We start from the raw sequence: 25,325 nt of genomic DNA on the forward strand, positions 1-25,325 counted from the left end.
CCTACGAATGAGTCCGAAAGGTCTTGCGCCATTCCGCCGGGCTGACCCCAAAACGCGCCTTAAACTGCTGGCGATACGTCACCGCCGACACAAATCCCACCTGCCCGGCCACGCTTTCGATCGGCAGATTTCCGGCTTCAAGGAGGATCTGGCTGCGTCGCAGGCGCTCGGCGGTCAGCCAGTCGGCAACGCTCATGCCCGTGGCCTTAACAAAATGGCGGGTCAGGGTACGGCGGCTCATGGAAACAACCTCCGCCAGAGAGTCCAGATTATGCGGCTCGGTAATATGCTGCTGGAGATAATCAATCAGGCAGTTAATCTGCGCATCGCGGGTATCTTTTGGCACCGGCTGGGCAATAAACTGCGCCTGCCCGCCTTCACGGTGCGGCGGTACAATCATCCGCCGGGCAATCTGGTTAGCCACCACGCTGCCAAAGCGCTGGCGGATGATATACAAACAGCAATCCAGTGCGGCGGCGGTGCCCGCGGACGTGATGATGTTGTCGTCATCAACATAGAGCGCGTTGATATCCAGCTTCACGTCGGGGAACTGTGACGCAAACTGGTGCTCAAACTCCCAGTGGGTTGCCGCGCGTTTGCCGTCGAGAATGCCCGCATAGCCCAGCACAAACGAGCCCAGACACAGGCCGACGATCTCCGCGCCGTTGTCCCTGGCCTGGACCAGGCTTTCGAGCAATACCTGCGGCGGGCGCTCCAGAACGTGCTGCCAGTAAGGCACTACCACGATATCGGCCTGCGCAATCGCGGAATAATCCTGCGAGGCATTCAGTGCAAAGCCGTCTCTGGAGGTCAGCAATCCCGGCTTTTCGGCGCAGATCGTGACGTTAAAGCGCTTTTCACCCGATACCGTATCGCCAAACAGAATGCAGGGAACGGAGTAGTGGAACGGGCTAAACCCATCCACCGCGACAATCGCGACGTTTACTGGCGGCATCAGTCTCTCCTTTCCCTTTGTGGTGTTCAGAATATAACGCTTTCGCCGTCCTGGGGAATGCTCAGCGCATCACTGAACTGGTTGGCTTCGGCGTACTCGCGCAGGGCGCGACGGGTTAACAGGCAATGATTGATCGCCTCCATATGGGTCGCCACAATCTGCGCCTGCGGCAGCAGGAAATGGACGTTCAGCACATCCTGCTCGCCCATGATAATCGGCCCGAAACCAAGCACATGCGCATAACCGGCATTCAGTACTACCACATCCGGCTGGTGTTTTTGCAGTTCGGCCGCCACTTCTTCACGCCAGATGGTATCGCCTGCGATGTATAGCGTCTTCTCGTCAGAATGGCGGAAGACCACGCCGCAGGCTTCGCCCAGACGTTCTGCCAGCTCCGGCACAGCGTAAGCGCGGTCGGTACCGTGCTGGCCGCCGTGGGTTTTCGCAATGCGGATATCGCCAAAGGTCGTCTCTTCGGTCATCACCGTCAGGTGAGTGAATCCCTGGCTGCGCAGCAGCGCGGCATCGCTGTCGTTTTGCACGTAGACAGGCTTGTCTTTGGCGATAAGCTCAATGGCCGTTTGATCCCAGTGATCGTCATGGGTATGGGTGACAATCACCGCATCGGCATCCAGCAGCGTTTTTACGTCAACGGGCAGTTCGACCATCGGGTTGCGAATGTCTGCGCGCGCCGTGCCAGGAAAGCCGGGATACGCGCCTTTTGGTGCCAGCATCGGGTCAATTAAAAAACGTTTTCCGGCGTAGGTAATCAGCTGGGTGGCATTGCGAATTTGGGTGATGTTCATGGGTTATCCTCCGGTTGGTGTGATAAGGAGAATAGCCAGATGAGCCGTTTTGTGATGTGGGCTAAAGGGCGATGATCGATGGAATCGGGTCAATATGAAAAGGCGGGTTTCCCCGCCAGAGTGCTTACCAGCCAGGTACCGCGCCGCCGTTAAAGATAGTCTCTGCCGCTTTCGCCACCTCAGGTGACTGATACGACTGAATAAACTCTTTCACGTTCTCTGCGTCTTTGTTGTCTTCACGCGTCACCACAATGTTCACGTACGGCGAATTTTTGTCTTCGATAAAGACCCCGTCATGCACAGGCGACAGCCCGGTTTGCTGGAGATAGGTGGTGCTGATAATGGCGACATCGACTTTCGGGTCATCCAGCACGCGTGGCAGTTGCGCCCCTTCCAGCTCCATGATTTTCAGGTTTTTGGGATTTGCGGTGATATCCAGCGCCGTCGGCAGCAGGCCAACGTCAGGCTTGAGGGTAATCAGCTTCTCTTTTTGCAGCAGCAACAGCGCGCGGCCAAGGTTGGTCGGGTCGTTCGGAATGGCAATGGTCGCGCCATCCTTCAGGTCAGACACAGATTTTATCTTGCGGGAATAACCGGCGATCGGGAAGACGAAGGTATTGGCAACCGCCACCAGCTTGTAGCCGTGCGCCTTGTTATCTTCCGCCAGGAACGGTCGGTGCTGGAAGACGTTGGCGTCCAGTTCACCGTGGTTAGTGGCATCGTTTGGCAGCAGCGATCCGCTAAAGCCCACCAGCTCGACATCCAGGCCATATTTCTCTTTTGCGACCTTTTTGGCGACTTCCGCCACATCCTGCTCCGCGCCGTTAATCACGCCGACTTTAATGTGTTTGGCATCGCTGCCACCTTGATCGCAACCCGCCAGCAGCAGGCCCGCGAGAACCAGAGCACCCAATCGAAATTTCACCAGACAGTTCCTTTTGATAAACGTTTTGATGACTATATCGACAACGAAGCGGCGTGCTAAAAACCGAAAAGGAATCAATAAGAAGGATAAGTTATATACAATTTTTTTCCGGGTGGCGCTGCGCTTACCCGGACTCCGTGAGTGGTAGTTGTAGGCCCGGTAAGCGTAGCGCGACCGGGCGAAGGAAATCACTCATACCTTTTGCGCAGCGGCGCTTCACGTAAAAACCACGACAGCACAAACGCCAACACCATAATGCTCGCAGCCAGCAGGAACACGGCGTGGATAGCCGAGCCGAACGCATCCAGATAATCCAGCCTCAGGGTCTCAGGCAGATGATGAATAGCGGTCGGATCCAGCGCGCGCGGCAAGTTAGCCCCTTCCGGCAAACGGTCCATCAGGCCGGATTGCAGCATGTGCGTGAACACCGCGCCAAACAGCGCGACGCCAATCGCCCCCCCGATGGAACGAAACAGCGTCACACCGGAGGTCGCCACACCGTACTGATCTGCCGACACGCTGTTTTGCACCGCCAGCACCAGCACCTGCATCACCAGCCCAAGCCCCATTCCCAGCACGCCGGTGAACAGGTACAGCTGCCAGGTCGGGGAGTGAATCGAAATGCGCGTCAGCAACACCATCCCGACCACACCCAGCAGCGTGCCGAGGATCGGAAACAGGCGGTACTTCCCGGTATGGCTGATTATCCGCCCGCTGATAATCGAGGTCAGCAGCAATCCGCCCATCAACGGGATCAGCTGCAAACCGGCCTGCGTTGGCGTGGCGTCTTTCACCACCTGCAAATAGAGCGGCAGGAAGGTCACCGAGCCAAACAGCGACATCCCGATGATAAAACCAATCAGACTACACAGCAGAAAGCTGCGGTCGCGGAACAGCGACAGCGGGATAATCGGCTCCCAGGCCAGGCGTTCCTCGTAAATAAACCCGATGATCCCCGTCAGGCCAAAAGCCAGAATGCACCACAGCTGCGGGTCGTTCCACTGGCGGATGGTCCCGCCTTCAGTAGTGAACAGAATGATGCACAGTAGCGCCATACTGAGGTAAATCGCCCCCAGGTAGTCAATCTCGTGCTTGCTGCGCCGGGCACTGCCATGAAACACCGCGCCAATCACCAGCAGGGCAAACAGTCCCAGCGGCAGGTTGATGTAAAAAATCCAGCGCCAGGAGGCGTGCTGCACGATAAAACCGCCAATCAGCGGCCCAATAACCGTTGCCAGGCCGTACACGCCGCCAAACAGTCCCTGATAACGTCCACGCTCGGCAGGCGGAATAACGTCCGCTACGGCGGCCATGCTAATCACCATCAGCCCGCCGCCACCCAGCCCTTGCAGGGCACGCATCAGCACCAGCTGGGTCATGTTTTGCGCCAGCCCGCACAGCGCGGAGCCCGCCAGGAACAGCACAATCGCAATTTGCAGGACGATTTTCCGGCCAAACAAATCGCCAAATTTGCCGTACAGCGGCACCACGATGGTGGAGCTGAGAATGTAGGCCGTGACCACCCAGGAGAGTTTATCCAGCCCGCCCAGCTCGCCAACAATGGTCGGCAGCGCCGTGGAGACAATCGTCTGATCCAGCGCAGAGAGCAGCATCACCAGCAGCAGTGCGCTGAACAGCAGCTTAATCGACGGCGCTTTTTGCGCAGTTTGAGCCATTACGTCGGACTCCATAAGACATCACTTGAAATTAATTAATTGGATAATTAATATTTGTGTAAGTGATGAATAAGATCAAGAGATACTGTGACCATGTCAGCACAAAAGGACAATTCTGAACCCCGCCGCCCTGGCCGCCCGCGCGGTGGCAAACGTGTTACCGCCAGCCGCGAGCAGCTGCTGGATATCGCGCTGCATCTCTTTTCCCGCCAGGGGATTGCCAATACGTCGCTGAACGCGATTGCGAAAGAAGCGGGCGTGACGCCTGCGATGCTGCACTACTACTTTAACTCCCGGGAACAGCTGCTCGATGCAATGATTGAGGAACGTTTCCTGCCATTACGCAGCAAGATCGGCGCTGTTTTTGCCGAATACCCGGACTCCCCGGTGAAAGCCCTGACGCAGATGGTGCAGGCTCTGGCAGATTTGGCCGGGCAACACCACTGGTTTGCGCCGCTGTGGATGCAGGAAGTGATTGGCGAGATGCCGGTTCTGCGCACGCACCTGCACGCGCGGTTTGGCGATGAGAAATATCAGGCAACGCTTACCGCCATCACACGCTGGCAGCAGGAAGGAAAACTGAATCGTGAGCTTGCGCCGGAGCTGTTATTCACCACGCTGCTGAGCCTGGTGCTTGTGCCCTTCTCGCGGATGCGCAATGACGAGAGGCTGAAAACCCTCTCGCCGGACATCATTGTGCGCCATGCCTTAGCGGTGATTGGCCATGGGATAGGCGGTTAGAGAGATTTGGTCAGGTAGTGCCGCTGCATTCCCGGATACGGGTAGTCCGGCAGGGACATCTGTAGCCGATACCCCAGCTTTTCATAGAACGGGCGCGCCTGGAAGCTGGCTGTATCCACCAGCGCGTGCTTGCAGCCTTTGCGTCGGGCTTCATCTTCTGCCGTTTTGATAATCTGGCTGCCTACGCCGGAACCCCGCACGCTATCGCTGACCCACAGAAAGTCGATGTTTAACCAGTCGCCTTTACGCACACCGATTAACCCACCCAACATTACGCCTTTATCGTCTCGCACATAAACGCCAATATCACCGCTAAAGGTCATCAGATCCAAAAATTGCCCGTTGTAGGCTCTCAATCCCGTTAATAACTCGTCTTTCTCTTGCTGTGTGACATTATCAGTCGTGCTCAGGTGCATATTGTTCTCCTTATTTTCTGTGCATTCTTAATATCTCACAGCCTTTCCTTCACAGAAACTCCTTAATTCCTTCATTCTTTTTATCTGGAAATATTCATTCAAAATGTAAATAAAAAAAACTCTTTCCAATACGCTCTTAAAACATATAATGAGAACGATCACTCTCACTTTTGCACGGTAACCAACGATGAGCCCAACGCTTGCAGAACGCCAAAAATTACGCCAGGACGAGATCCTCACTGCGGCACGACGCTGTTTTCGCGTCAGCGGATTTCACGCTGCCAGCATGTCGCAAATCGCCAGCGAGGCGAAGCTCAGCGTCGGGCAAATCTATCGTTATTTCAGTAACAAAGATGCCATTATCGAAGAGATGATCCGCCGGATTATCGACTCGCGCATCGAAGAGATGGAAGGCAAAACGCTGGTAGAAGGAATGCCGGAAGCCCTGGCCTCACGTCTGACGCTTAACGAAGATGACGATGCGCTGATGCTCGAAATGTCCGCCGAAGCAACACGCAACCCGCAGGTGGCGACCATGCTTATCGAGGCCGAAGCCCGCATGTTTGCCAACGCCTGCACACACCTGAAAAAGCAGTTCCCCCACCTCAGCGATGAGCATATCCGCTGCTGCGTGGAGATTACCGCCGTGATGATCGAGGGCACCATATACCGTCGGTTAACACCCTTAAAGGTACCATCAGAACAGTTACGGCCCATTTATCAGGATGTTTTAAATATGCTTTTCACTGCGAAGTAGTCGTATGTGAATAATTAAAAGAGATAGGTAATTTCTCGTTTTTACATTTCCGGCGCTGCCGGAGATGCGGTATCGCTGTGCCTTTAAATAGCCCTCCTCCTTGTTAATCCATTAACAGGGCAGGCATCGTTCACCCTGGAAAAAATTATGAAAACCATAACAACCTCCATCGCGGCATTATTCCTCCTGACAGGGTGCGATAATGCGCAAACATCTGCTCCCCAGCGCCCCCTCCCGGAAGTGGGTATTGTCACCCTTATGAGCCAGCCGGTGTCGGTCGTCAGCGAGCTGACCGGCCGCACCACCGCCGCCATGAGCGCCGAAGTGCGCCCACAGGTCGGCGGCATTATCCAGAAGCGGCTATTTACCGAGGGCGATACCGTTAAAGCCGGGCAAGCCCTGTATCAGATTGATCCCTCAAGCTATCGCGCGGCTTACGATGAAGCCGCAGCGGCACTGAAACAGGCGCAGGCGCTGGTAACAGCCGACTGCCAGAAAGCCCAGCGCTATGCGCTGCTGGTGAAAGACGACGGCGTATCGCGCCAGGATGCAGAAGACGCGAAATCCACCTGTGCGCAGGACAAAGCCAGCGTGGAGTCGAAAAAAGCCGCCCAGGAGAGCGCACGCATTAACCTCAACTGGACGACCGTCACCGCGCCGATTGCCGGGCGTATTGGGATCTCTTCCGTCACGCCAGGCGCGCTGGTCACCGCCCAGCAGGACACCGCGCTGGCCACCGTTCGTGGTCTGGACAGCATGTACGTTGATTTAACCCGCTCCAGCGCCGACCTGCTGCGCTTACGCAAACAGACCCTCGCTACCAACCGCGACACCCTGAGCGTATCCCTGTTGCTTGAAGACGGCAGTACCTACAGCGAAAAAGGCCGCCTGGCGCTGACCGAGGTCGCAGTCGATGAATCGACCGGCTCGGTTACGCTGCGCGCCGTCTTCCCGAACCCACAGCATTTGCTGCTGCCGGGGATGTTCGTCCGCGCCAGAGTGGATGAAGGCATCATGGACGATGCGATCCTCGCGCCACAGCAAGGCATTACCCGCGATGCCAAAGGCAACGCCACCGCACTGGTCGTTGATGCCAGCAACAAAGTGGAACAGCGTCAGCTGGAAACGGGTGATACCTACGGCGACAAATGGCTGGTGCTGAGCGGCCTGAAAGCCGGCGATAAACTGATTGTCGAAGGCACCGACAAAGTCGCTGCCGGTCAGGAAGTGAAAGCCGAAGAGATGAAAGCCAACGGAGGAAACGCCTGATGTTTTCCCGTTTCTTTGTGCGTCGCCCGGTATTTGCCTGGGTGATCGCCATTCTGATTATGCTCGCGGGGATGCTGGCGATCCGCACGCTGCCGGTTGCGCAGTACCCGGACGTCGCTCCGCCGTCGATCAAAATTTCCGCCACCTATACCGGTGCATCGGCACAGACGCTGGAAAACAGCGTCACCCAGGTCATAGAGCAACAGCTGACCGGGCTGGATAACCTGCTCTATTTCACCTCCACCAGCAGCTCGGACGGTTCGGTCAGCATTAATGTGACCTTCGAACAGGGAACCGACCCGGACACCGCGCAGGTTCAGGTGCAGAACAAAGTCCAGCAGGCGGAATCACGCCTGCCGACCGAAGTGCAGCAATCTGGCATCACCGTCGAAAAATCGCAGAGTAACTTCCTGCTGATCATGGGCGTGTACGATAAGACCGACACATCCAGCAGCTCCGATATCGCTGACTGGATGGTCAGTAACATGCAGGACCCGCTGGCGCGTGTTGAAGGCGTGGGTAGCCTGCAGGTGTTTGGCGCTGAATACGCCATGCGTATCTGGCTCGACCCGGCGAAGCTGGCCTCTTACTCGCTGATGCCGTCCGACGTGCAAAGCGCGATTGAAGCGCAGAACGTGCAGGTCTCTGCCGGTAAAATCGGTGCGCTGCCGTCATCAAACGCCCAACAACTGACCGCCACCGTGCGCGCCCAGTCGCGTCTGCAAACGGTCGATCAGTTCAAAAACATCATTGTTAAGAGCCAGTCCAACGGCGCGGTCGTGCACATAAGCGATGTTGCTCGCGTGGAAATGGGCAGTGAAGATTACACCGCGACCGCGAAGCTGAACGGCCACCCGGCAGCGGGTATGGCGGTGATGCTCTCCCCGGGTGCCAACGCGCTGGATACCGCCACGGCGGTGAAGAACAAAATCGCTGAATTTAAACGTGCGATGCCGGAAGGCTACGACGTTGCCTATCCGAAAGACAGCACCGAGTTCATCAAGATCTCGGTTGAGGACGTGATCCAGACGCTGTTCGAAGCCATTATCCTCGTGGTGGTGGTGATGTACCTGTTCCTGCAAAACATCCGCGCCACGCTGATCCCGGCGCTGGCCGTGCCGGTAGTGCTGCTGGGTACGTTTGGCGTCCTGGCGCTGTTCGGTTATTCCATCAATACCCTGACGCTGTTTGCGATGGTGCTGGCGATAGGGCTTCTGGTGGATGACGCCATCGTGGTGGTGGAAAACGTCGAGCGTATTATGCGCGACGAAGGGTTGCCCGCCCGCGAAGCCACCGAAAAATCGATGGGCGAAATCTCTGGCGCGCTGGTCGCCATTGCGCTGGTGCTTTCCGCGGTGTTCCTGCCGATGGCGTTTTTCGGCGGCTCCACCGGGGTTATCTATCGTCAGTTCTCGGTCACCATTATTTCGGCAATGATCCTCTCGGTCGTGGTGGCGCTAACCCTGACGCCAGCGCTCTGCGGCTCGGTACTGAGCCACACCCCACCGCACAAAAAAGGTTTCTTCGGCGCGTTTAACCGCTTCTACAGCAAAACCGAACGCGGCTATCAGAACAAGGTGCTGCGCGCGCTGCGCCGCTCCGGCGGGATGCTGGCCATCTACGCCTTGCTTTGCGGTGCGATGGGGCTGGCGATGCTGAAACTGCCGGGCAGCTTCCTGCCAACGGAAGACCAGGGCGAAATCATGGTGCAGTACACCCTGCCAGCAGGGGCAACAGCCGTGCGTACCGCAGAGGTGAGCCGCCAGGTGCGCGAATGGTTCCTCAACAAAGAGAAAGCCAATACCGATGTCATCTTTACCGTTGAGGGCTTTAGCTTTAGCGGTAGCGGCCAGAATGCCGGGATGGCGTTTGTCTCGCTGAAAAACTGGTCTGAGCGTAAAGGCTCTGAGAACACCGCCCAGGCGATTGCCCTGCGTGCCACGCAGGAGCTGAGCACCATTCGTGATGCCACCATTTTTGCCATGACGCCGCCTTCGGTCGACGGCCTGGGGCAGAGTAACGGCTTTACCTTCGAGCTGATGGCGGCCGGTAATACCGACCGTGAAACCCTGCTGAAAATGCGTAACCAGCTGATTGGCGAGGCCAATCAGGATAGCGACCTGCACGCTGTGCGTGCCAACGATCTGCCGCAGATGCCGCAGTTGCAGGTGGATATTGATAACAACAAAGCCGTGTCTCTGGGGCTCTCCCTCAGCGATGTGACCGACACGCTCTCAAGCGCCTGGGGCGGGACCTACGTGAACGACTTTATCGACCGGGGTCGCGTGAAAAAGGTCTATATCCAGGGGGACAGCGATTACCGCGCCGTGCCGTCCGATCTTAACAAATGGTATGTCCGTGGCAGTGACAGCACCATGACGCCGTTCTCTGCTTTCGCCACCACCCGCTGGGAATATGGCCCGGAAAGCCTGGTGCGCTACAACGGCTCGGCGGCCTATGAGATTCAGGGCGAAAACGCCAGCGGCTCCAGCTCCGGTACGGCGATGAGCAAAATGGAACAACTGGCCAACAACCTGCCATCCGGTACGACATGGGCGTGGAGCGGCCTGTCGCTGCAAGAGAAACTGGCGAGCGGCCAGGCGATGAGCCTGTATGCCCTCTCCATTCTGGTGGTGTTCCTGTGTCTGGCCGCGCTGTATGAGAGCTGGTCAGTGCCGATTTCGGTGATCATGGTGATCCCGCTTGGCGTACTGGGGGCTACAGTGGCAGCCACCCTGCGCGGCCTGAACAACGACGTTTACTTCCAGGTGGCGCTGTTGACCACCATCGGCCTGTCGTCGAAAAACGCCATTCTGATTGTTGAATTCGCCGAGGCGAAAGTGGCTGAAGGGTATTCCCTGACCCGCGCCGCCATACGCGCCGCCCAGACGCGTCTGCGCCCAATCATCATGACCTCGCTGGCGTTTATTGCAGGCGTGACGCCGCTGGCCGTGGCAACCGGTGCAGGGGCCAACAGCCGCGTGGCGATCGGTACGGGCATCATCGGCGGGACGCTCGCCGCAACGCTGCTGGCTATCTTCTTCGTCCCTTTATTCTTTGTACTGGTGAAACGTCTGTTCTCCGGTAAGCACGCAAACCGGAGGCCATAATGTTTCGTGTATCTGTTTTAGTGTTAGCGCTGCTGAGCGCAGGCTGTGTCTCGTTAGACCCAACTTATCAGCGCCCTGACGCGCCCGTCCCGGCGACATTGCCGGGCGCACACGGTGAAGCGACTGCCGTGGTCAGCCAGTGGCAGCAGGTGATGAACGACTCGCGCCTGAAAAGCGTGGTGACGATGGCGCTCAACAGCAACCGCGACGTGCAAAAAGCGATTGCGGATATCGACGCCGCCCGCGCCCAGTACGGTGAAACCCGTTCGTCACTGTTCCCGACGGTGGACGCAGAACTGAGCCACACCCGCAGCCGCACGCTGGCAAGCGGTGTGACCACCAGCGACGAAGCCAACGGCGCGGTATCCAGCTTCGAGCTGGATCTGTTTGGCCGTAACCAGAGCCTCTCCCGGGCGGCGCGCGAAACCTGGCTTGCCAGCGAATTCACCGCCCAGAACACCCGCCTGACGATGGTCAGCGAGCTGACGACAGCCTGGGTTACCCTCGCCGCCGATAACAGCAACCTGGCGCTGGCGAAATCAACAATGGAGAGCGCCGCAAACTCGCTCAACATTGTGAAACGTCAGCAGCAAGTCGGCGTCGCGGCAGCCACGGACGTCAGCTCAGCAATGGCGGTTTACCAGCAGGCGCGAGCCAGCGTGGCGAGTTATCAAACCCAGGTGATGCAGGACAAAAACGCCCTTAATCTGCTGGCGGGCGCGACCGTACCGGATAACCTGCTGCCCGGCACGCTGGAGAGCCTGAGCGATAACGCCATCACCCTGATCCCGGCAGGCGTCAGCTCGAGCACACTGCTGCGCCGCCCGGATATTCAGGAAGCCGAACACAACCTGCTGAGTGCCAACGCCAGTATCGGTGCCGCACGCGCCAACTTTTTCCCGACCATTTCGCTCACCGCCAGCGCAGGTGTGGGCAGCGATTCGCTGTCGTCCCTGTTCAGCCACGGCATGAAGGTCTGGTCGTTCGCGCCATCCATCACCCTGCCGCTGTTTAGCGGCGGCAACAACATGGCGCAGCTGCGCTACGCTGAGGCCGAGAAAAAAGGGCTGATTGCCACCTACGAGAAAACCATCCAGAGCGCGTTCAGGGATGTGGCCGATGCGCTGGCGCGTCGCGAAACGCTGAGCGAGCAGCTTGATGCGCAGCGTGAATACGTGGCCGCCGAGCAAAAAACGCTGGATGTGGCAATGCGCAGCTATCAGGCCGGCGCGGGGGATTATCTGACGGTGCTCACCGCGCAACGGTCGCTGTGGTCGGCGCAGGCATCGCTGATTTCATTACAACAAACCGACCAGGAAAACCGCATCACCTTATGGCAGTCGCTGGGTGGCGGTCTTTAGTATGGTTCGCCGGGCGGCGCGAAGCTTGCCCGGCCTGCGGGACAGATTAATATGGCAAAACTTTCGTTCTCATTTGCGGCCATTCTTGGCCTGCTGACGGCCATCGGGCCGTTGTGCTCTGATTTTTATCTTCCGGCGCTACCGGAGATCGCCACGCATCTGCACACCTCCACCACGCTGACACAGCTTTCGCTGACCTCGGCGCTGATTGGCCTGGGACTTGGGCAGCTCTTTTTCGGCCCGCTGAGCGATCGCATGGGGCGTAAAATACCGCTCCTGATTTCGCTGCTGCTGTTTGTGGTGGCCTCTGTGCTGTGCGCCACCACGCAGAATATCTACGCGCTGATCGGCTGGCGGTTCGTCCAGGGCGTTGCCGGGGCGGGCGGCTCGGTTCTGGCGCGCTCTATCGCCCGCGATAATTATCACGGCACGATGCTGACGCAGTTCTTTGCCCTGCTGATGACGGTTAACGGCATTGCTCCGGTGGTATCTCCGGTGCTCGGGGGCTATATCTCGTCACACTTCGACTGGCGGATGTTGTTCTGGGTGATGGCCGGTGCGGGTCTGGCGCTGCTGATCGCCAGCCAACTGTTTATCCGTGAATCACTCAGCGAAAAATCCGGCGCGGGATCACTGCTGGGCACGGCGAAAACGGTGCTGAAAAACCGCCGTTTTATGCGCTTCTGCCTGATTCAGGCCTTTATGCTGGCGGGCCTGTTTTCCTATATCGGTGCCTCCTCGTTTGTGTTGCAAAACGAGTATGGCCTGAGCGCCATGCAATTTAGCCTGCTGTTTGGCGTAAACGGGATTGGGCTGATTATTTCCGCGCTGATTTTTTCACGCCTGGCCCGCCGCCATCCGTCGGAAGGGTTGATGCAAATGGGTCTGGTGCTGGCCGTTGCCACGGCAGCATTAACGCTGCTCTTCGCCTGGATGCACCTTTCAGCGCTTGCGCTGATCGCGTTATTTTTTACCGTCGCGTTTAACAGCGGGATCAGCACCATTGCGGGCTCAGAGGCCATGAGCGCCGTCGAGTCCCGCGAGTCGGGCACGGCATCGGCCATTCTGGGGATGCTGATGTTTTTGTTCGGCGGGATTGCGGCACCACTTGCCGGGATTGGTGGAGAAACTATGCTGAAAATGAGTATCGCCGTGGTCGTCAGCTATAGCATTGCACTGGTAATCGGTACTCATACGCGCGAATGAGTAAATTCATACTTTCGGCTTGAGTCGGAACGGTGAATGTAACTATATATTTCAGGTGAAACATGTGACTCAATGACGGAGGTTTCAATGAAATCTGCACACCTTTTTTGCCTGATCGTCTGCCTGCTGTTTGCTGCGTTCGTCCATGCCCAGGAAGAAGAAAGCCCGGCCAAGGATGCGCAGATTAAGCAGCAGGTGCTCAAAGACATCAAGAAAACCTGCACACCACAGCGAAAGCAGAGTGATAAAGAATGGCAGGATATGATTTTGTCATCCGAGGCAAATCAGCTGCTGGTGAAAAACGCCATTACGGCGGTGAAGCGCGACAATCTGGATGGCTACTGGGCGGCAGTCGGGCAGATTGATTGTATGGAAGATTATTAAGCGTGAAGCCTGAGCTTCACGCTTTTTTTTAGCGCTTACGTATATCCGGAATGATTAAATCGCCGCGTAAGACGTAGGATCCAAGCATCTGTGTTTTCTCGTTCAGCCAGGCCACAATTCTCGCTGCCATCGCATCCATCGAATACTCAATGGCCGGGATCACCGGGATACCCGGCAGGTGCAGCGAGCCGGCAAGGCTGAAGACCATAATGTCGTCCGGTACGGATTTATTAAACGCCTGCAACTGCGGGATAACGCGCTGGGCTTCTTGCTCATCAGCCACCAGCAGCGCGTTAAAATTCAGCGTGGTGGCGTTGTTGAGCAGCTCCTGAAGCGCAACGGAAGAAGAGGTTGCCTCCATAAAGACCAGATTACGGTTAAAGGGCAGGAAGTTTTTCTCCAGCGCGTGCTTATAGCCCAGCAGCACCTGGTCGGCAAAACCGCTACCCTGCGGCTGGATCAGCGCAATCTGGCGGCGCCCCTGGCTGGTGAGGTAGTTACAGGCGGTTTCGGCGGCGAAAGCATGATCAAACTGAATGCTGTTGGCGTTATCGGTTTCCATACAGTCGACCAGAATGACGTTTTCCATGTCGATATCCAGCGGGAAACGCGCGCCAATCACCAGGATGTCATCACATAACCCGCAGGAGAGCTCTTCAAGGGCGTGCATCACTTCCGCTTTGGTATGCGCAAAGCGCAACAGCAGGTGTTTTTGATGCTGACTGAGATGTTTTTCCAGCGCGTAGAGATAACCCGTGGTCTGGTTAATATTCTCCTGCGCACAAATCACGCCAATACAGCCCGTAGACTGGCTCAGCAGCGACTGTGCAATCACATTCGGCCGGTAGTTCAGCTCTTCCACCGCTTTCAGAACGGCCTGACGGCTGGCTTCCTTTACGCCACGCGACCCACTCAACACCCGTGATACCGTGGCTTTGGACACCCCGGCCAGACGTGATACATCGTTGATTGTAGACATCTCTCTCCCCTGACAGGCAACAACCCGCACCTGTAAAATCCATAACCGCTACGGCTCACATTATAGCCAGAATGGAGTATATCCGTTTCCTATTTTCATGGAAACCGATTTTCCGTTTCCACTCAAAATGAGGTCTTAATCGCCAAATTCTGTGACACAGATCGTGGTAACAAGCCCCATAAGCACCGCTTCTTGATGGCTGTCACATTTCTTTCTTTTATAAATGGAAACCGGTTTCCGTATGATGTCCAATCATCCTCGCAATAACTTTTTACATTTAGAGGATGGTTGTCGATGTTCAAGATTATGCTGTGCTGCTCTGCCGGGATGTCCACAAGCCTGCTGGTCAGCAAAATGGTCGATGTCGCGAAAGAACGTGGTTTGCCGGTCAAGATTGATGCGTACGGGGTTTCCGAATTTGATACGCAGTTTCCGCAGTACCAGGTTGTACTTCTCGGACCGCAAGTGAAATACATGTTACAGACACTGTCAGACAAGGCGGCTACGCAAGGTATTCCGGTACAACCCATCGACATGATGGACTACGGGATGCAACGTGGCGATAAAGTACTGGACTATGCACTGTCGCTCATCGAAGCGGCACACTAAAAGGTGTTCACATGAGTTCGTTATATCAATCAATGGTCGCGGTTATTGAGCAATCTATTACCCCGCTGGCGGCGAAGCTCGGACAGCAGAAGTATGTGATTGCGATCCGCGACGGCTTTACCGCCGCCCTGCCGTTCATGATCATCGGCTCGTTTATGCTGGTGTTCATCTTCCCGCCGTTCTCAGCGGATACCACCAACAGCTTCGCCCGCGGCTGGCTGGATTTCTCCCAGACCTACCGCGAACAGCTGATGCTGCCGTTTAACCTCAGCATGGGGGTGATGACCTTCTTCATTTCGGTGGGGATTGGTGCGAGCCTGGGGCGTCAGTTTAACCTCGACCCGGTGATGTCCGGCCTGCTGGCCTTTATGGCGTTTCTGCTGGTTGCAGCACCGTATGCCGACGGCAAAATCTCTACCCAGTATCTGTCTGGTCAGGGGATTTTCACCGCGCTTATCACGGCGATTTACTCTACCCGCGTGTATGCCTGGCTGAAGCAGAACAACGTGACCATTCGCCTGCCGAAAGAAGTGCCAACCGGCGTGGCGCGTTCGTTTGAAATTCTGATCCCGGTGATGGTGGTCATCGGCACGTTGCACCCGCTGAACCTGTTTATTGAAGCGCAAACCGGGATGATTATTCCGCAGGCGATTATGCACCTGCTGGAGCCGCTGGTCTCTGCGTCTGACTCCCTGCCTGCCATTCTGCTTTCTGTGCTGCTGTGCCAGATCTTCTGGTTCGCGGGTATCCACGGCTCGCTGATTGTCACCGGCATCATGAACCCGTTCTGGATGGCAAACCTGTCGGCAAACCAGGCGGCACTGGCTGCTGGTGCGGCGCTGCCACACGTTTATCTGCAAGGTTTCTGGGATCACTACCTGCTGATTGGCGGTGTAGGCTCGACGCTTCCGCTGGCGTTCCTGCTGCTGCGTAGCCGCGTAACGCACTTGCGCACCATCGGAAAAATGGGCGTTGTGCCAAGCTTCTTTAACATCAACGAACCGATTCTGTTCGGCGCGCCAATCATCATGAACCCGATGCTGTTCATCCCGTTCGTGTGTGTTCCGCTGGTAAACGCCTGCCTGGCCTACGGCGCAACGAAACTTGGCTGGCTGGCACAGGTTGTGTCGTTAACGCCGTGGACCACCCCCGCGCCAATTGGTGCCTCATGGGCGGCGAACTGGGCGTTAAGTCCGGTGGTGATGTGCGTCGTCTGCATGGTGATGTCCGCGCTGATGTATTTACCGTTCCTGCGTGCTTATGAGCGTTCACTGCTCAAAAACGAAGAGCAGAAAGCTCAGGCAACCGTGGGTGCCGCTGAAACAGCAAGCAATTAAGTCAAAGAGGAAGCGTCATGAAATATTCATTTCCCGAGCATTTCTGGTGGGGCAGCGCAAGCTCCGCTCTCCAGACCGAAGGGACAAGAGAGGGTCAAACCACATGGGATTACTGGTTTGCCCGCGAGCCGAACCGTTTTCACAATGGCGTGGGGCCGCAGCAGACCTCCACGTTCTATCAGCACTGGAAAACGGACATTCAGCTATTAAAGCAGCTGAACCACAACAGCTTTCGTACCTCGATTAGCTGGGCGCGCCTGATCCCCGACGGTATCGGTGAAGTGAACCCACAGGCAGTCGATTTTTATAATCAGGTCATTGATGAGCTGATTGAACAGGGCATTACGCCGTTTATCACCCTGTTCCATTTCGACATGCCGATGGCAATGCAGGAGATCGGTGGCTGGGAAAACCGTGATGTGGTGGAAGCCTATGCCCGTTACGCGCAAATTTGCTTCGAGCTGTTTGGCGATCGCGTGCTGCACTGGTTTACCTTCAACGAACCGATTGTCCCGGTTGAAGGCGGTTATCTGTACGACTTCCACTATCCGAACGTGGTGGATTTCCGCCGCGCGGCAACGGTGGCGTACCACACGGTACTGGCTCATGCGCAGGCCGTTCGCGCTTACCGTGCGGGCCATTACGCGGGGGAAATTGGCATTGTGCTAAACCTCACACCATCGTACCCGCGTTCACAAAACCCGGCCGATGTGAAAGCGGCGCACATTGCGGATCTGATGTTTAACCGCAGCTTCCTCGACCCGGTGTTACGCGGCGAGTATCCGGCCGACCTGGTGACTCTGCTGAAGTCCTACGATCAGCTTCCGGCCTGTAAACCGGAAGACAGTGCGTTGATTGCAGAAGGGAAAATCGACCTGCTTGGCATTAACTATTATCAGCCGCGTCGCGTGAAGTGCCGTGACAGCGCGGTAAACCCACAGGCGCCCTTTATGCCGGAGTGGTTCTTTGATAACTACGAAATGCCGGGCCGCAAGATGAACCCTTATCGTGGCTGGGAAATCTATGAACCCGGTATTTACGATATTCTGGTTAATCTTCGCGACAATTACGGCAACCCACGCTGCTTTATTTCTGAAAACGGTATGGGTGTCGAAAATGAACAACGCTTTATTGAAAATGGCCAAATAAACGATCAATACCGCATTGATTTTATTTCCGGGCATTTAACCTGGCTGCATAAAGGTATTAGCGAAGGGTGTAATTGTCTTGGTTACCATATGTGGACATTTATTGATAACTGGTCATGGTGTAATGCCTATAAAAATCGCTATGGGTTTATCCAGCTCGATTTAGATACGCAGCAACGCACCGTTAAAAAGAGCGGTGAGTGGTTTGCCGCTACCTCGTTAAATAATAGTTTCGATAAATAGAGAAAGAGATGATGGTTGCCTTAGAAGAAGCCGTAATGGAAATCATCGTCAATGCTGGTCAGTCGCGCAGCCTGTGCTTTGAAGCACTGCACGCTGCGCGTCAGGGCAACCTTGACGAAGCCAAAAACCTGCTGCGCGAAGCCGATGGCTACGCGCGCCAGGCGCACAAGATGCAAACCAAACTGATCGAGCAAGATGCGGGCGAAGCCCGCCAGCCGATGACGTTAATTATGGTGCACGCCCAGGATCATTTAATGAATTCCCTGCTGGCGCGTGAATTATCCGAAGAAATTATTCATTTATACCAGAGATAGCTTATGGCGAAATAAAGTTAATGTAATACCTCTGTACCTGAAAATATAAATCACTCTGTTTCTGATGATAGCGACATATTCTGTCAAATCGGAATGGGATGGTTATTGTCTGAATAAAATGTAAATTAATAGAGATGACAATGAAAAATATTAAAAAACTTCCATTAACAATGGCGGTTATCGCCGCGCTTTGCCCAATATCTGTCCTCGCACAAGAATTCACGCAGGAGCAAATCGACGCCATTGTGGCCAAAGCGGTGGACAAAGCCCTGGCAGACCGTCAGGCCAAAATGGATGCGGCGGTGGCGAAAAAGGTCGACGTGGTGACTGAGCCGCAAAGCGCGGCGCAATCCCCGGATATGGCTATCCCGTTCGGCATCAAATTTACCGGCTACGCCCGCTACGGCGCGCACTTCCAGGCCGCCGATCAGAAATACGTGGCGGTGGATGGCTCCTACAACGGCGCATCCGCGATTGGTCGTCTGGGTAACGAAGGCAACGGCGGTGAATTCCAGCTTTCTAAAGCCTTCAAGGGCGAAAATGGCGCCATCTGGGACATCAACGTGATGATTGACCACTGGAGCGACGAAGTTAACCTGAAAAAAGCCTACGCGGGGGTGACCAACATTATGGCGTCTAACCCTAACGCTTATTTCTGGGCAGGTCGTGACTTCCACCAGCGCCCGCAACAGGGCATCAACGACTACTTCTGGATGAACCACGACGGCCAGGGCGCCGGGGTGAAAAACTTCGATATCGGCGGCGTGCAGTTTGACGTCGCCACCGTGGCGGCAGTGGAATCCTGTAGCCCGGAAGTGATGGCAGACGAAGCAAACCCATCGCGCATCACCTGTACCGGCGGCTCCGGCACGGGCGACAAAGGTAACTACGCGGCCACCTCAAAAATCCACGGCATGAAGGTTGGCCCGCTGGATCTGGAGCTGTACGCCAACTATGGCTTTGACTCCAAAGCGGTTGAAAGCGATAAGCGTCTGAATGCCTGGCAGGGCGGCGTGGTGCTGAGCCACACCAACGACAGCGGCGTAAACAAAGTGATTGCCCGTTACTCGGATAACTCGGACAACAGCGTGTTTAACAAAACCGAGGATCTGACCACGGTGTACGCCAGCTTCGAAGGGCTGTACAAATTCACCCCGCAGACCCAGGTGGAGTACATCCTTGCCTTCCACGACTACGACAATAGCCGCGACAAGAGCGATAACCGCAAAAACTACAACGCCATTATTCGCCCGATGCACTGGTGGAACGACGTTCACTCCACCTGGCTGGAAGCGGGCTGGCAGCACGTTGATTACGACAATGGCGGTGATAACAAAGGCTGGAAGCTGACCCTGTCGCAGAACATGTCTATCGCCATGGGGCCAGAGTTCCGCCCGATGCTGCGTTTCTACGTGACCGGCGGCAAAGTGGATAACGAACACACCGCACGCGTGAACAATACAAAAGACGAAACCCTCGACGACTTCAACGTCGGCGCAATGTGGGAAGCGTGGTTCTAAGATAAAAGCAAAACGGCAACGCAAGTTGCCGTTTTGAGTGTTTGCTCCCTCTCCCCGTGGGAGAGGGCCGGGGTGAGGGCATCAGGTCGCACACAACCATGCTATGCTGTTGACCGAATTAACGACAACATAGCAGGGGAGAACATGGGTTCCACGCGTAAAGGGATGCTGAACGTTCTGATCGCCGCCGTTTTATGGGGCAGTTCAGGGGTTTGCGCGCAATACATCATGGAGAAAAGCCACATTTCTTCGCCTTACCTGACCATGGTTCGCCTGCTGTTTACCGGTGTTATCCTGCTCACGCTCTCCTTCGTTCACGGCGACAAGATTTTCTCGGTCATCAAAAATCGCAAAGATGCCATCAGCCTGCTGATTTTCTCGCTGGTTGGCGCGCTCACCGTGCAGCTCACCTTCCTGCTGACGATTGAAAAATCCAACGCCGCCACTGCCACCGTGCTGCAATTCCTGTCGCCGACCATCATCGTGGCGTGGTTTGCGCTGGCGCGGAAAAAGCGTCCGGGGATATTTGTGTTGTCCGCGATTATGACGTCACTGATCGGCACGTTTCTGCTGGTGACCCATGGCGATCCCACCTCGCTCTCCATTTCGCCTGCGGCCCTGTTCTTCGGGATCGCTTCGGCCTTTGCCGCCGCGTTTTACACGACGTATCCGTCGACGCTGATTGCCCGCTACGGCACGTTGCCGATTGTCGGCTGGAGTATGTTGATTGCCGGGTTAATGCTGGCGCCGTTCTACGCCGGGCGCGGAACAACGTTTGTCATTGATGGCAGCCTGCTGCTGGCGTTTTTCTATCTGGTCGTGATCGGTACAGCGCTGACGTTCAGCCTGTATCTGAAAGGCGCACAGATGATTGGCGGGCCGAAGGCGAGCATTCTGAGCTGCGCCGAGCCGCTGAGCAGCGCATTGCTGTCTGTCATCTTGCTGGGCGTGGCGTTCACCCTGCCGGACTGGCTGGGCACGCTATTGATTGTGTCGTCGGTGGTGTTGATTTCGATGGATTCGAGAAGACGGGTGAAGACCTCGGCGTAATTCAGGAATAATAGTGATAGCGGCACATCAGGATGGTAATGGCGCTATCCGTTACGCCATAAACAAGGCGATCAGTATCGTTTATCCGGCGTGACCAATAGCCGGAAAGGTTGCCTTTTAGCGGTTCCGGTTTGCCCAGTCCGTCGAAAGGATGGCGCTTCGCATCTTCAATCAGCTTGTTGATTCTGCGAAGCGTTTTCTTGTCCTGCTGTTGCCACCACAGATAATCATCCCAGCCGTTATCAGTCCAAATCAGAAGCCTGGTCATCTATCAGATCCCTCTGTGTGGTTTTTCCCGTATTTGCCTGAGCGATTGATTCCATCAGTCGGCTGGCGTTGGCAGGCGAGCTCATCAGATGGATGGTTTCCATCATCGAGTTATAGTGCTGAAGAGACATGACAACTGCATCCCCACCGTTGCGGCGGCTGATTATTGTCGTCTCCACATTTTCATTCACATCATCTAACACATCTTTGAGCCGGCTTCGGGCTTCAGTAAAAGTCACAACCTGCATACTGCCTCCTGTACAAGTTACGGTACAAGTATATCGCCGAAGTGACTATTTATCAATCAACGTGCCTTAACCTTCCCCGCCACCAGCAATGCCGTCAACAGCATCAGCGTGCCGGAAATCACCAGCGGTGAGGTCAGCCCCAGATGATCAAGCGCAATGCCGCCGACCGCCGCACCACAGGTGTTCGCCAGCTGGATCACCGCCACCTGAATCGACCCGGCTTTTTCGGCCTGATCGGCAAGCGTTCGGGTGATCCACGTCGACCAACCCACCGGGATCAGCGCAAAGGCAAAGCCCCAGATAATCGCAATCGCCGACGCCACCCACTTATCACTGCCCCACAGCACCAGCACCGCTGCACTTATCGCCAGAACCAGCGGGGCACCCGCCAGCGCCACTTTCAGGGAGCGTTTCAGGAACTGGGATGAGAGCGACGTACCGACAAAGCTGGCAATACCGAAGCTCAACAGCACCAGCGTCAGGCCATCCACATCAAACCCCGCCATGGTCATAAACACCGGGCGGATATAGGTAAAGAAGGCAAACTGCCCGGCAAAGGCCATAAAGATGGCGCTCATCCCCGCCAGCACACCCGGGCGCTTGAGCAGGCTGAACATATTCTGTTTATGATGCGCCGCTTCACCCGGCAGGGACGGCAACGCTTTCCACACCCAGATAATGCACAGCAAACCCATGACTGCCGCCGCGTTAAACACATTTCGCCAGCCGATAATCCCACCGAGGAAACTGCCCAGCGGCGCGGCGATCACCAGTGCGATAGACACGGCACCAAAGATAACGGACAAGGCTTTAGGCACCGTGCGCGCGGGCACCAGGCGCATGGTGAGAGATGCCGACATTGCCCAGAATCCGCCCAGCCCTAACCCCAGACAGGCGCGCCCAAGCAGCAGCAGGGTAAAGTTATTGGCAAAAGAAACCAGCAGGCAGGAGAGCGTCAGCAGCACGCTGAAAAGGATAACCACTTTGCGGCGGTCGATCGTGCCAATCACCTGGGTGATAAACAGGCTGGCGAACATCGCCACAAACGCGGTCACGGTAACGGACTGCCCCGCTACGCCTTCGGAAATACCCAGATCCTGCGCCATTGGCGTCAGCAGGCTGACCGGTAAAAACTCGACGGTAATCAGGCAGGCAACGCAGAATGCCACGGAGAAAACCGCCGACCAGTTCGGGCGTGAAACCTCTTTGGTCTGCGGTCTGGTCGTGGGCTGGATATGTTCGGTCATGGCGTCACCTGAAGATAAATGTGCGGAAAAGCTGCGCAGTTTATCATCAAAAGTGTGACGAATTTAACGTTTAGACAACTTTCGCAGCTTTTTTTGCCGGGCGGCGCTGCGCTTGCACCGGCCTACGGGGTTTGCAGGCCCGGTAAGCAAAGCGTCATCGGGCAGAATTACCCGCGAGCCTTAAGGGCGGCATTGGCTAATCCGACAATCCACTCCTGGTGCCCGTTAATCATCGGGTTCGGCACGGTACGCGCTAATTCCTGCGCCGGAACACCTTTTTGTGATTCCTGGGTCAGGATGCGCACGCGGTTTCCCGGCAGGTCTTCAAACAACCAGGCGTGGATCACGTCCAGGCGCGAATCCGCCCCGCCTTCCACCCAGCCGTGCCAGGCGATACGTGCCGCTTCACCGTCAACCGGCGGCACATATTCCGTCACCTGCGCTTCAACCGGGAAGCCAAAGGTGGTGAAACGGAAACGGGCATTGGCACTCAGTTCAGGGCCGCTGCCGTCATGGAAGCGGATATCTTCAGCGTTGCTGTAATAGCCCGGCCACAGGGTTGTGTCGTTGAGCTGGGCCCAAATCTCTTTGGCGCTCAGCCCGGCGACAATGATTTCGTTAGATGCAAAGTTATCGGTGGTGCCTGGCAGATAGTCGTTCGGCCAGATAATCGCGGATTGTTTCATGGTTCACCTCGTCATGTTGTTGATGAAGTGATGTTGCGCTCGCGAGTGGTATAAATCTAATGATGATACTTTATACTCTTCATCACGATTCGTGATATCAGTGCAGGTAAAACACGCCCTCTTGCGGCAAGAAAAGCTGGTTGTAGCGCAGCTGGAAGGCGTTAAGTTCCTGCGGGTCTGGCTCCATCTCGCGCATAAAACCCAGTGTGAGGCGGATTTGCGCATCGGTAATCGGTGCCGCCAGGCGCGCTTTACGCAGCAGCCGGTGCCAGGTGTGCAGGTTCTCTTCGCTGCCGTTGACGATACAGACCTGCCAGATCAGCAGCACCTGCGCCGCGTTTTGCAGATGGGCTTCGTCCGGGCGCTCAAGGTAGCGGATAAACTCATTGCCGGGCGTTTTACCAAACTGGTCGATCATCGATTCTACCGGCACCAGAGTGATACCCAGGCGCTCGCTTAATCGTTTGATCGCGCGGCGTGAATCAGAGGTCAGGATCCGAAATCCGACCACGAACACCACCACGAGGGTTGCCAGCATTATCCAGACCATGCGTTCTCCTTAAATTAGCCGCTCATCATATCGGGAAACGCGCAGCGTCAACAGCAGGCAGCGCCATAATAGTGAACTGAAAAAAGGTGGAATAACCTCATGAAAGCGGATCTGCGCACTCTGGATCTCAACTTACTGAAAACGCTGGATGCCCTGCTGGACGAACGGAGCGTCACCCGCGCCGCAGCGCGCCTCGCTCTTACGCAGCCTGCGGTGAGCGGGATGCTAAACCGCCTGCGCGATTACTTCGACGACCCGTTGTTTATCCGCGCCCCACACGGCATTGTGCCAACCACCCGCGCGGAAGCGCTGGCCGCGCCCATCAAGCGCATTCTTGCGGATATCGATGTGCTGTTGCAGCCCGTCATTTTTGACCCGCTCACGGCGAGTATCACCGTGCCCCTCGCCGCCACCGACTACGCCCTGCGCGCGGTGATCGTACCGTTTATTGCCGCCCTTAAGGTGCAGGCCCCTCACATCCGCGTGCGCGTGGTACCGGTAGAGCCGGAGCGCCTCGTCGCCCAGCTTGAGCAGGGGAAAATCGACCTCGCCCTGCTGACGCCGCACACCACACCTGATGAGCTCCACAGCCGCGCGCTTTATGATGAACGGTACGTCTGCATGATGCGCGCCGATCACCCGGATGCGGGCAAACCGCTTTCACTTGAACGCTTTTGTACTCTGGAGCATGTGCTGGTGTCTTATGAGGGCGAAAGCTTCCACGGCGTGACCGACGATGCGCTGGCAAAGGCCGGGCGCGAGCGACGCGTGGGATTATCGGTGAGCAGCTTCCTGGTGCTGCCGGAGGTGCTGACCATCAGCGATATGATCGCCGTAGTGCCGCAGCGCATGGCCGAAAACCGGGCGGATATGTTTGTGTGTGACACGCCTGTTCCGGTAGCAGGGTTTACCAAAAGCATGGCCTGGCACGGACGCACACACCGTAACCCGGCGCAGCAGTGGCTGAGGGAGTTGTTGCTGGAGACGAGCGGGCGGCAGGCTTGAATACCTGCCGCGCAATTTACCGGGTTAACAGAATGATTAATGATGAGGAATGTAAGGTTCCTTCACATAATCAGCCAGCAGGTATACGAGATCATGCAAAAGCCCAGTTAATGCTTTTGTGGTTGGTTCCGGCAGATTATTACCAAGCAAAGCCTGTGTGAGAGCAATTGCATAAGATACTGGAATATCAGTCTCTTGCCAGCAATCGGGCATAGTAGAAACCGGAATTTCTTCCGCAGAAAGACTGTCGATTAGGTGCGCGGGCAGGTCGTTAGTACAGAGCCTTTCCATATGCATGAACGCATTCAGCAAGCGTCCGTATAATGCATTACGTTCTGCGACATCGTGCGTTTCGACAAGCACACTTGCAAATGCGGCGCAGAAATCTGCGACTTCAAAAAGATCCGCCGTAGATGGAAGCGGATGGGAAATTAAGTACTGGGTAAATTTTCCGTGATGTTCAGAAAAAGAAAGGGTTGGGATAGTAGCCATAAGGCAGCCTCTTTGCGCAATTTT

The 25,325-nt window shown here is 56.0% G+C and carries 26 protein-coding genes; 14 read left to right on the forward strand and 12 right to left on the reverse strand.

What is annotated here, in order from left to right; translation table 11 throughout:
• Position 1 precedes the first annotated feature (1 nt).
• The 4 genes from ACS603_RS05005 to ACS603_RS05020 form a co-directional block, all read right to left on the reverse strand.
• Positions 2 to 955: a GlxA family transcriptional regulator gene (locus ACS603_RS05005; RefSeq protein ID WP_182063138.1), complete on the reverse strand. Its 954-nt coding sequence runs from the start codon at positions 953 to 955 to the stop codon at positions 2 to 4.
• A 26-nt stretch (positions 956 to 981) separates the two neighbouring features.
• Positions 982 to 1,761: an MBL fold metallo-hydrolase gene (locus tag ACS603_RS05010; protein ID WP_315687438.1), complete on the reverse strand. Its 780-nt coding sequence runs from the start codon at positions 1,759 to 1,761 to the stop codon at positions 982 to 984.
• Positions 1,762 to 1,885: 124 nt separating this feature from the next.
• Positions 1,886 to 2,686, reverse strand: coding sequence for a lipoprotein NlpA (nlpA, locus tag ACS603_RS05015; RefSeq protein WP_474943873.1), 801 nt, complete (start codon positions 2,684 to 2,686; stop codon positions 1,886 to 1,888).
• A gap of 188 nt (positions 2,687 to 2,874) precedes the next feature.
• Positions 2,875 to 4,362 (reverse strand): MDR family MFS transporter, encoded by a 1,488-nt coding sequence (locus ACS603_RS05020; protein ID WP_474943874.1) that lies wholly within the window; start codon positions 4,360 to 4,362, stop codon positions 2,875 to 2,877.
• Positions 4,363 to 4,455: 93 nt separating this feature from the next.
• Here ACS603_RS05020 and ACS603_RS05025 point away from each other — a divergent pair, with 93 nt between their 5' ends.
• Complete coding sequence (locus ACS603_RS05025) at positions 4,456 to 5,103, forward strand: TetR/AcrR family transcriptional regulator (protein ID WP_315687436.1); 648 nt, start codon at positions 4,456 to 4,458, stop codon at positions 5,101 to 5,103.
• On the opposite strand, the gene ACS603_RS05030 is transcribed toward ACS603_RS05025, so the two are convergent.
• Entirely contained in the window at positions 5,100 to 5,519 is a 420-nt protein-coding gene (locus ACS603_RS05030) for a GNAT family N-acetyltransferase (RefSeq protein WP_315687434.1), read from the reverse strand. The genes ACS603_RS05025 and ACS603_RS05030 overlap by 4 nt on opposite strands.
• Before the next feature lie 187 nt (positions 5,520 to 5,706).
• On the opposite strand from ACS603_RS05030, the gene ACS603_RS05035 reads away from it, so the two are divergent.
• The 6 genes from ACS603_RS05035 to ACS603_RS05060 all read left to right on the forward strand — a co-directional run bounded on the left by ACS603_RS05035 (position 5,707) and on the right by ACS603_RS05060 (position 13,606).
• Positions 5,707 to 6,276, forward strand: a complete 570-nt coding sequence (locus ACS603_RS05035; protein WP_474943875.1) for a TetR/AcrR family transcriptional regulator — start codon at positions 5,707 to 5,709, stop codon at positions 6,274 to 6,276.
• A gap of 147 nt (positions 6,277 to 6,423) precedes the next feature.
• Positions 6,424 to 7,545: an efflux RND transporter periplasmic adaptor subunit gene (locus tag ACS603_RS05040; RefSeq protein WP_315687431.1), complete on the forward strand. Its 1,122-nt coding sequence runs from the start codon at positions 6,424 to 6,426 to the stop codon at positions 7,543 to 7,545.
• Positions 7,545 to 10,655 (forward strand): efflux RND transporter permease subunit, encoded by a 3,111-nt coding sequence (locus ACS603_RS05045; protein ID WP_315687430.1) that lies wholly within the window; start codon positions 7,545 to 7,547, stop codon positions 10,653 to 10,655. Before ACS603_RS05040 ends, ACS603_RS05045 begins: the two co-directional genes overlap by 1 nt.
• On the forward strand, positions 10,655 to 12,016 hold the full coding sequence (locus ACS603_RS05050) for an efflux transporter outer membrane subunit (RefSeq protein WP_315687429.1): 1,362 nt from the start codon (positions 10,655 to 10,657) through the stop codon (positions 12,014 to 12,016). The genes ACS603_RS05045 and ACS603_RS05050 overlap by 1 nt, the downstream gene beginning before the upstream one ends.
• A 51-nt stretch (positions 12,017 to 12,067) precedes the next feature.
• A complete protein-coding gene (locus ACS603_RS05055) occupies positions 12,068 to 13,222 on the forward strand; it encodes a multidrug effflux MFS transporter (RefSeq protein ID WP_474943876.1) in 1,155 nt (384 codons plus the stop codon).
• A gap of 87 nt (positions 13,223 to 13,309) precedes the next feature.
• Complete coding sequence (locus ACS603_RS05060; RefSeq protein ID WP_182063128.1) at positions 13,310 to 13,606, forward strand: YicS family protein; 297 nt, start codon at positions 13,310 to 13,312, stop codon at positions 13,604 to 13,606.
• A gap of 28 nt (positions 13,607 to 13,634) precedes the next feature.
• Here the strand turns inward: ACS603_RS05060 and ACS603_RS05065 are convergent, their stop codons facing one another.
• Positions 13,635 to 14,585, reverse strand: coding sequence for a LacI family DNA-binding transcriptional regulator (locus tag ACS603_RS05065; protein WP_315687426.1), 951 nt, complete (start codon positions 14,583 to 14,585; stop codon positions 13,635 to 13,637).
• Between the two features lie 294 nt (positions 14,586 to 14,879).
• Between ACS603_RS05065 and ACS603_RS05070 the strand changes: the two genes are divergently transcribed.
• The 6 genes from ACS603_RS05070 (at position 14,880) to ACS603_RS05095 (ending at position 20,806) form a co-directional block, all read left to right on the forward strand.
• Positions 14,880 to 15,194, forward strand: coding sequence for a PTS sugar transporter subunit IIB (locus ACS603_RS05070; protein WP_023333974.1), 315 nt, complete (start codon positions 14,880 to 14,882; stop codon positions 15,192 to 15,194).
• Positions 15,195 to 15,205: 11 nt separating this feature from the next.
• Complete coding sequence (locus ACS603_RS05075; RefSeq protein WP_182063126.1) at positions 15,206 to 16,531, forward strand: PTS sugar transporter subunit IIC; 1,326 nt, start codon at positions 15,206 to 15,208, stop codon at positions 16,529 to 16,531.
• 17 nt (positions 16,532 to 16,548) lie between these two features.
• Positions 16,549 to 17,922, forward strand: coding sequence for a glycoside hydrolase family 1 protein (locus ACS603_RS05080; protein WP_182063125.1), 1,374 nt, complete (start codon positions 16,549 to 16,551; stop codon positions 17,920 to 17,922).
• Between the two features lie 11 nt (positions 17,923 to 17,933).
• On the forward strand, positions 17,934 to 18,236 hold the full coding sequence (locus ACS603_RS05085; RefSeq protein ID WP_014068296.1) for a PTS lactose/cellobiose transporter subunit IIA: 303 nt from the start codon (positions 17,934 to 17,936) through the stop codon (positions 18,234 to 18,236).
• Positions 18,237 to 18,376: 140 nt separating this feature from the next.
• A complete protein-coding gene (locus tag ACS603_RS05090; protein ID WP_315687423.1) occupies positions 18,377 to 19,756 on the forward strand; it encodes a carbohydrate porin in 1,380 nt (459 codons plus the stop codon).
• A 144-nt stretch (positions 19,757 to 19,900) separates the two neighbouring features.
• Positions 19,901 to 20,806 (forward strand): DMT family transporter, encoded by a 906-nt coding sequence (locus tag ACS603_RS05095; protein ID WP_182063123.1) that lies wholly within the window; start codon positions 19,901 to 19,903, stop codon positions 20,804 to 20,806.
• Position 20,807: 1 nt separating this feature from the next.
• Here ACS603_RS05095 and ACS603_RS05100 read toward each other — a convergent pair whose 3' ends face one another.
• From ACS603_RS05100 to ACS603_RS05120, 5 genes are all read right to left on the reverse strand, one after another.
• Complete coding sequence (locus ACS603_RS05100; protein WP_182063122.1) at positions 20,808 to 21,074, reverse strand: Txe/YoeB family addiction module toxin; 267 nt, start codon at positions 21,072 to 21,074, stop codon at positions 20,808 to 20,810.
• Positions 21,049 to 21,321 (reverse strand): type II toxin-antitoxin system Phd/YefM family antitoxin, encoded by a 273-nt coding sequence (locus tag ACS603_RS05105; protein ID WP_182063121.1) that lies wholly within the window; start codon positions 21,319 to 21,321, stop codon positions 21,049 to 21,051. Before ACS603_RS05105 ends, ACS603_RS05100 begins: the two co-directional genes overlap by 26 nt.
• A 56-nt stretch (positions 21,322 to 21,377) precedes the next feature.
• The gene (gene nepI, locus ACS603_RS05110) at positions 21,378 to 22,568 is read right to left on the reverse strand and encodes a purine ribonucleoside efflux pump NepI (protein WP_182063120.1); all 1,191 of its coding nucleotides are present in this window, start codon (positions 22,566 to 22,568) and stop codon (positions 21,378 to 21,380) included.
• Positions 22,569 to 22,735: 167 nt separating this feature from the next.
• On the reverse strand, positions 22,736 to 23,254 hold the full coding sequence (locus ACS603_RS05115; RefSeq protein WP_474943877.1) for an SRPBCC domain-containing protein: 519 nt from the start codon (positions 23,252 to 23,254) through the stop codon (positions 22,736 to 22,738).
• A 97-nt stretch (positions 23,255 to 23,351) separates the two neighbouring features.
• Positions 23,352 to 23,804, reverse strand: a complete 453-nt coding sequence (locus tag ACS603_RS05120) for a DUF1198 domain-containing protein (RefSeq protein WP_166718190.1) — start codon at positions 23,802 to 23,804, stop codon at positions 23,352 to 23,354.
• A gap of 99 nt (positions 23,805 to 23,903) precedes the next feature.
• On the opposite strand from ACS603_RS05120, the gene ACS603_RS05125 reads away from it, so the two are divergent.
• Positions 23,904 to 24,809, forward strand: coding sequence for a LysR family transcriptional regulator (locus tag ACS603_RS05125; protein ID WP_474943878.1), 906 nt, complete (start codon positions 23,904 to 23,906; stop codon positions 24,807 to 24,809).
• Positions 24,810 to 24,845: 36 nt separating this feature from the next.
• On the opposite strand, the gene ACS603_RS05130 is transcribed toward ACS603_RS05125, so the two are convergent.
• The gene (locus ACS603_RS05130) at positions 24,846 to 25,301 is read right to left on the reverse strand and encodes a hypothetical protein (RefSeq protein ID WP_474943879.1); all 456 of its coding nucleotides are present in this window, start codon (positions 25,299 to 25,301) and stop codon (positions 24,846 to 24,848) included.
• Between the last annotated feature and the right edge of the window lie 24 nt (positions 25,302 to 25,325).

It is taken from the genome of Enterobacter sp. Li2LvB3, from assembly GCF_056156645.1.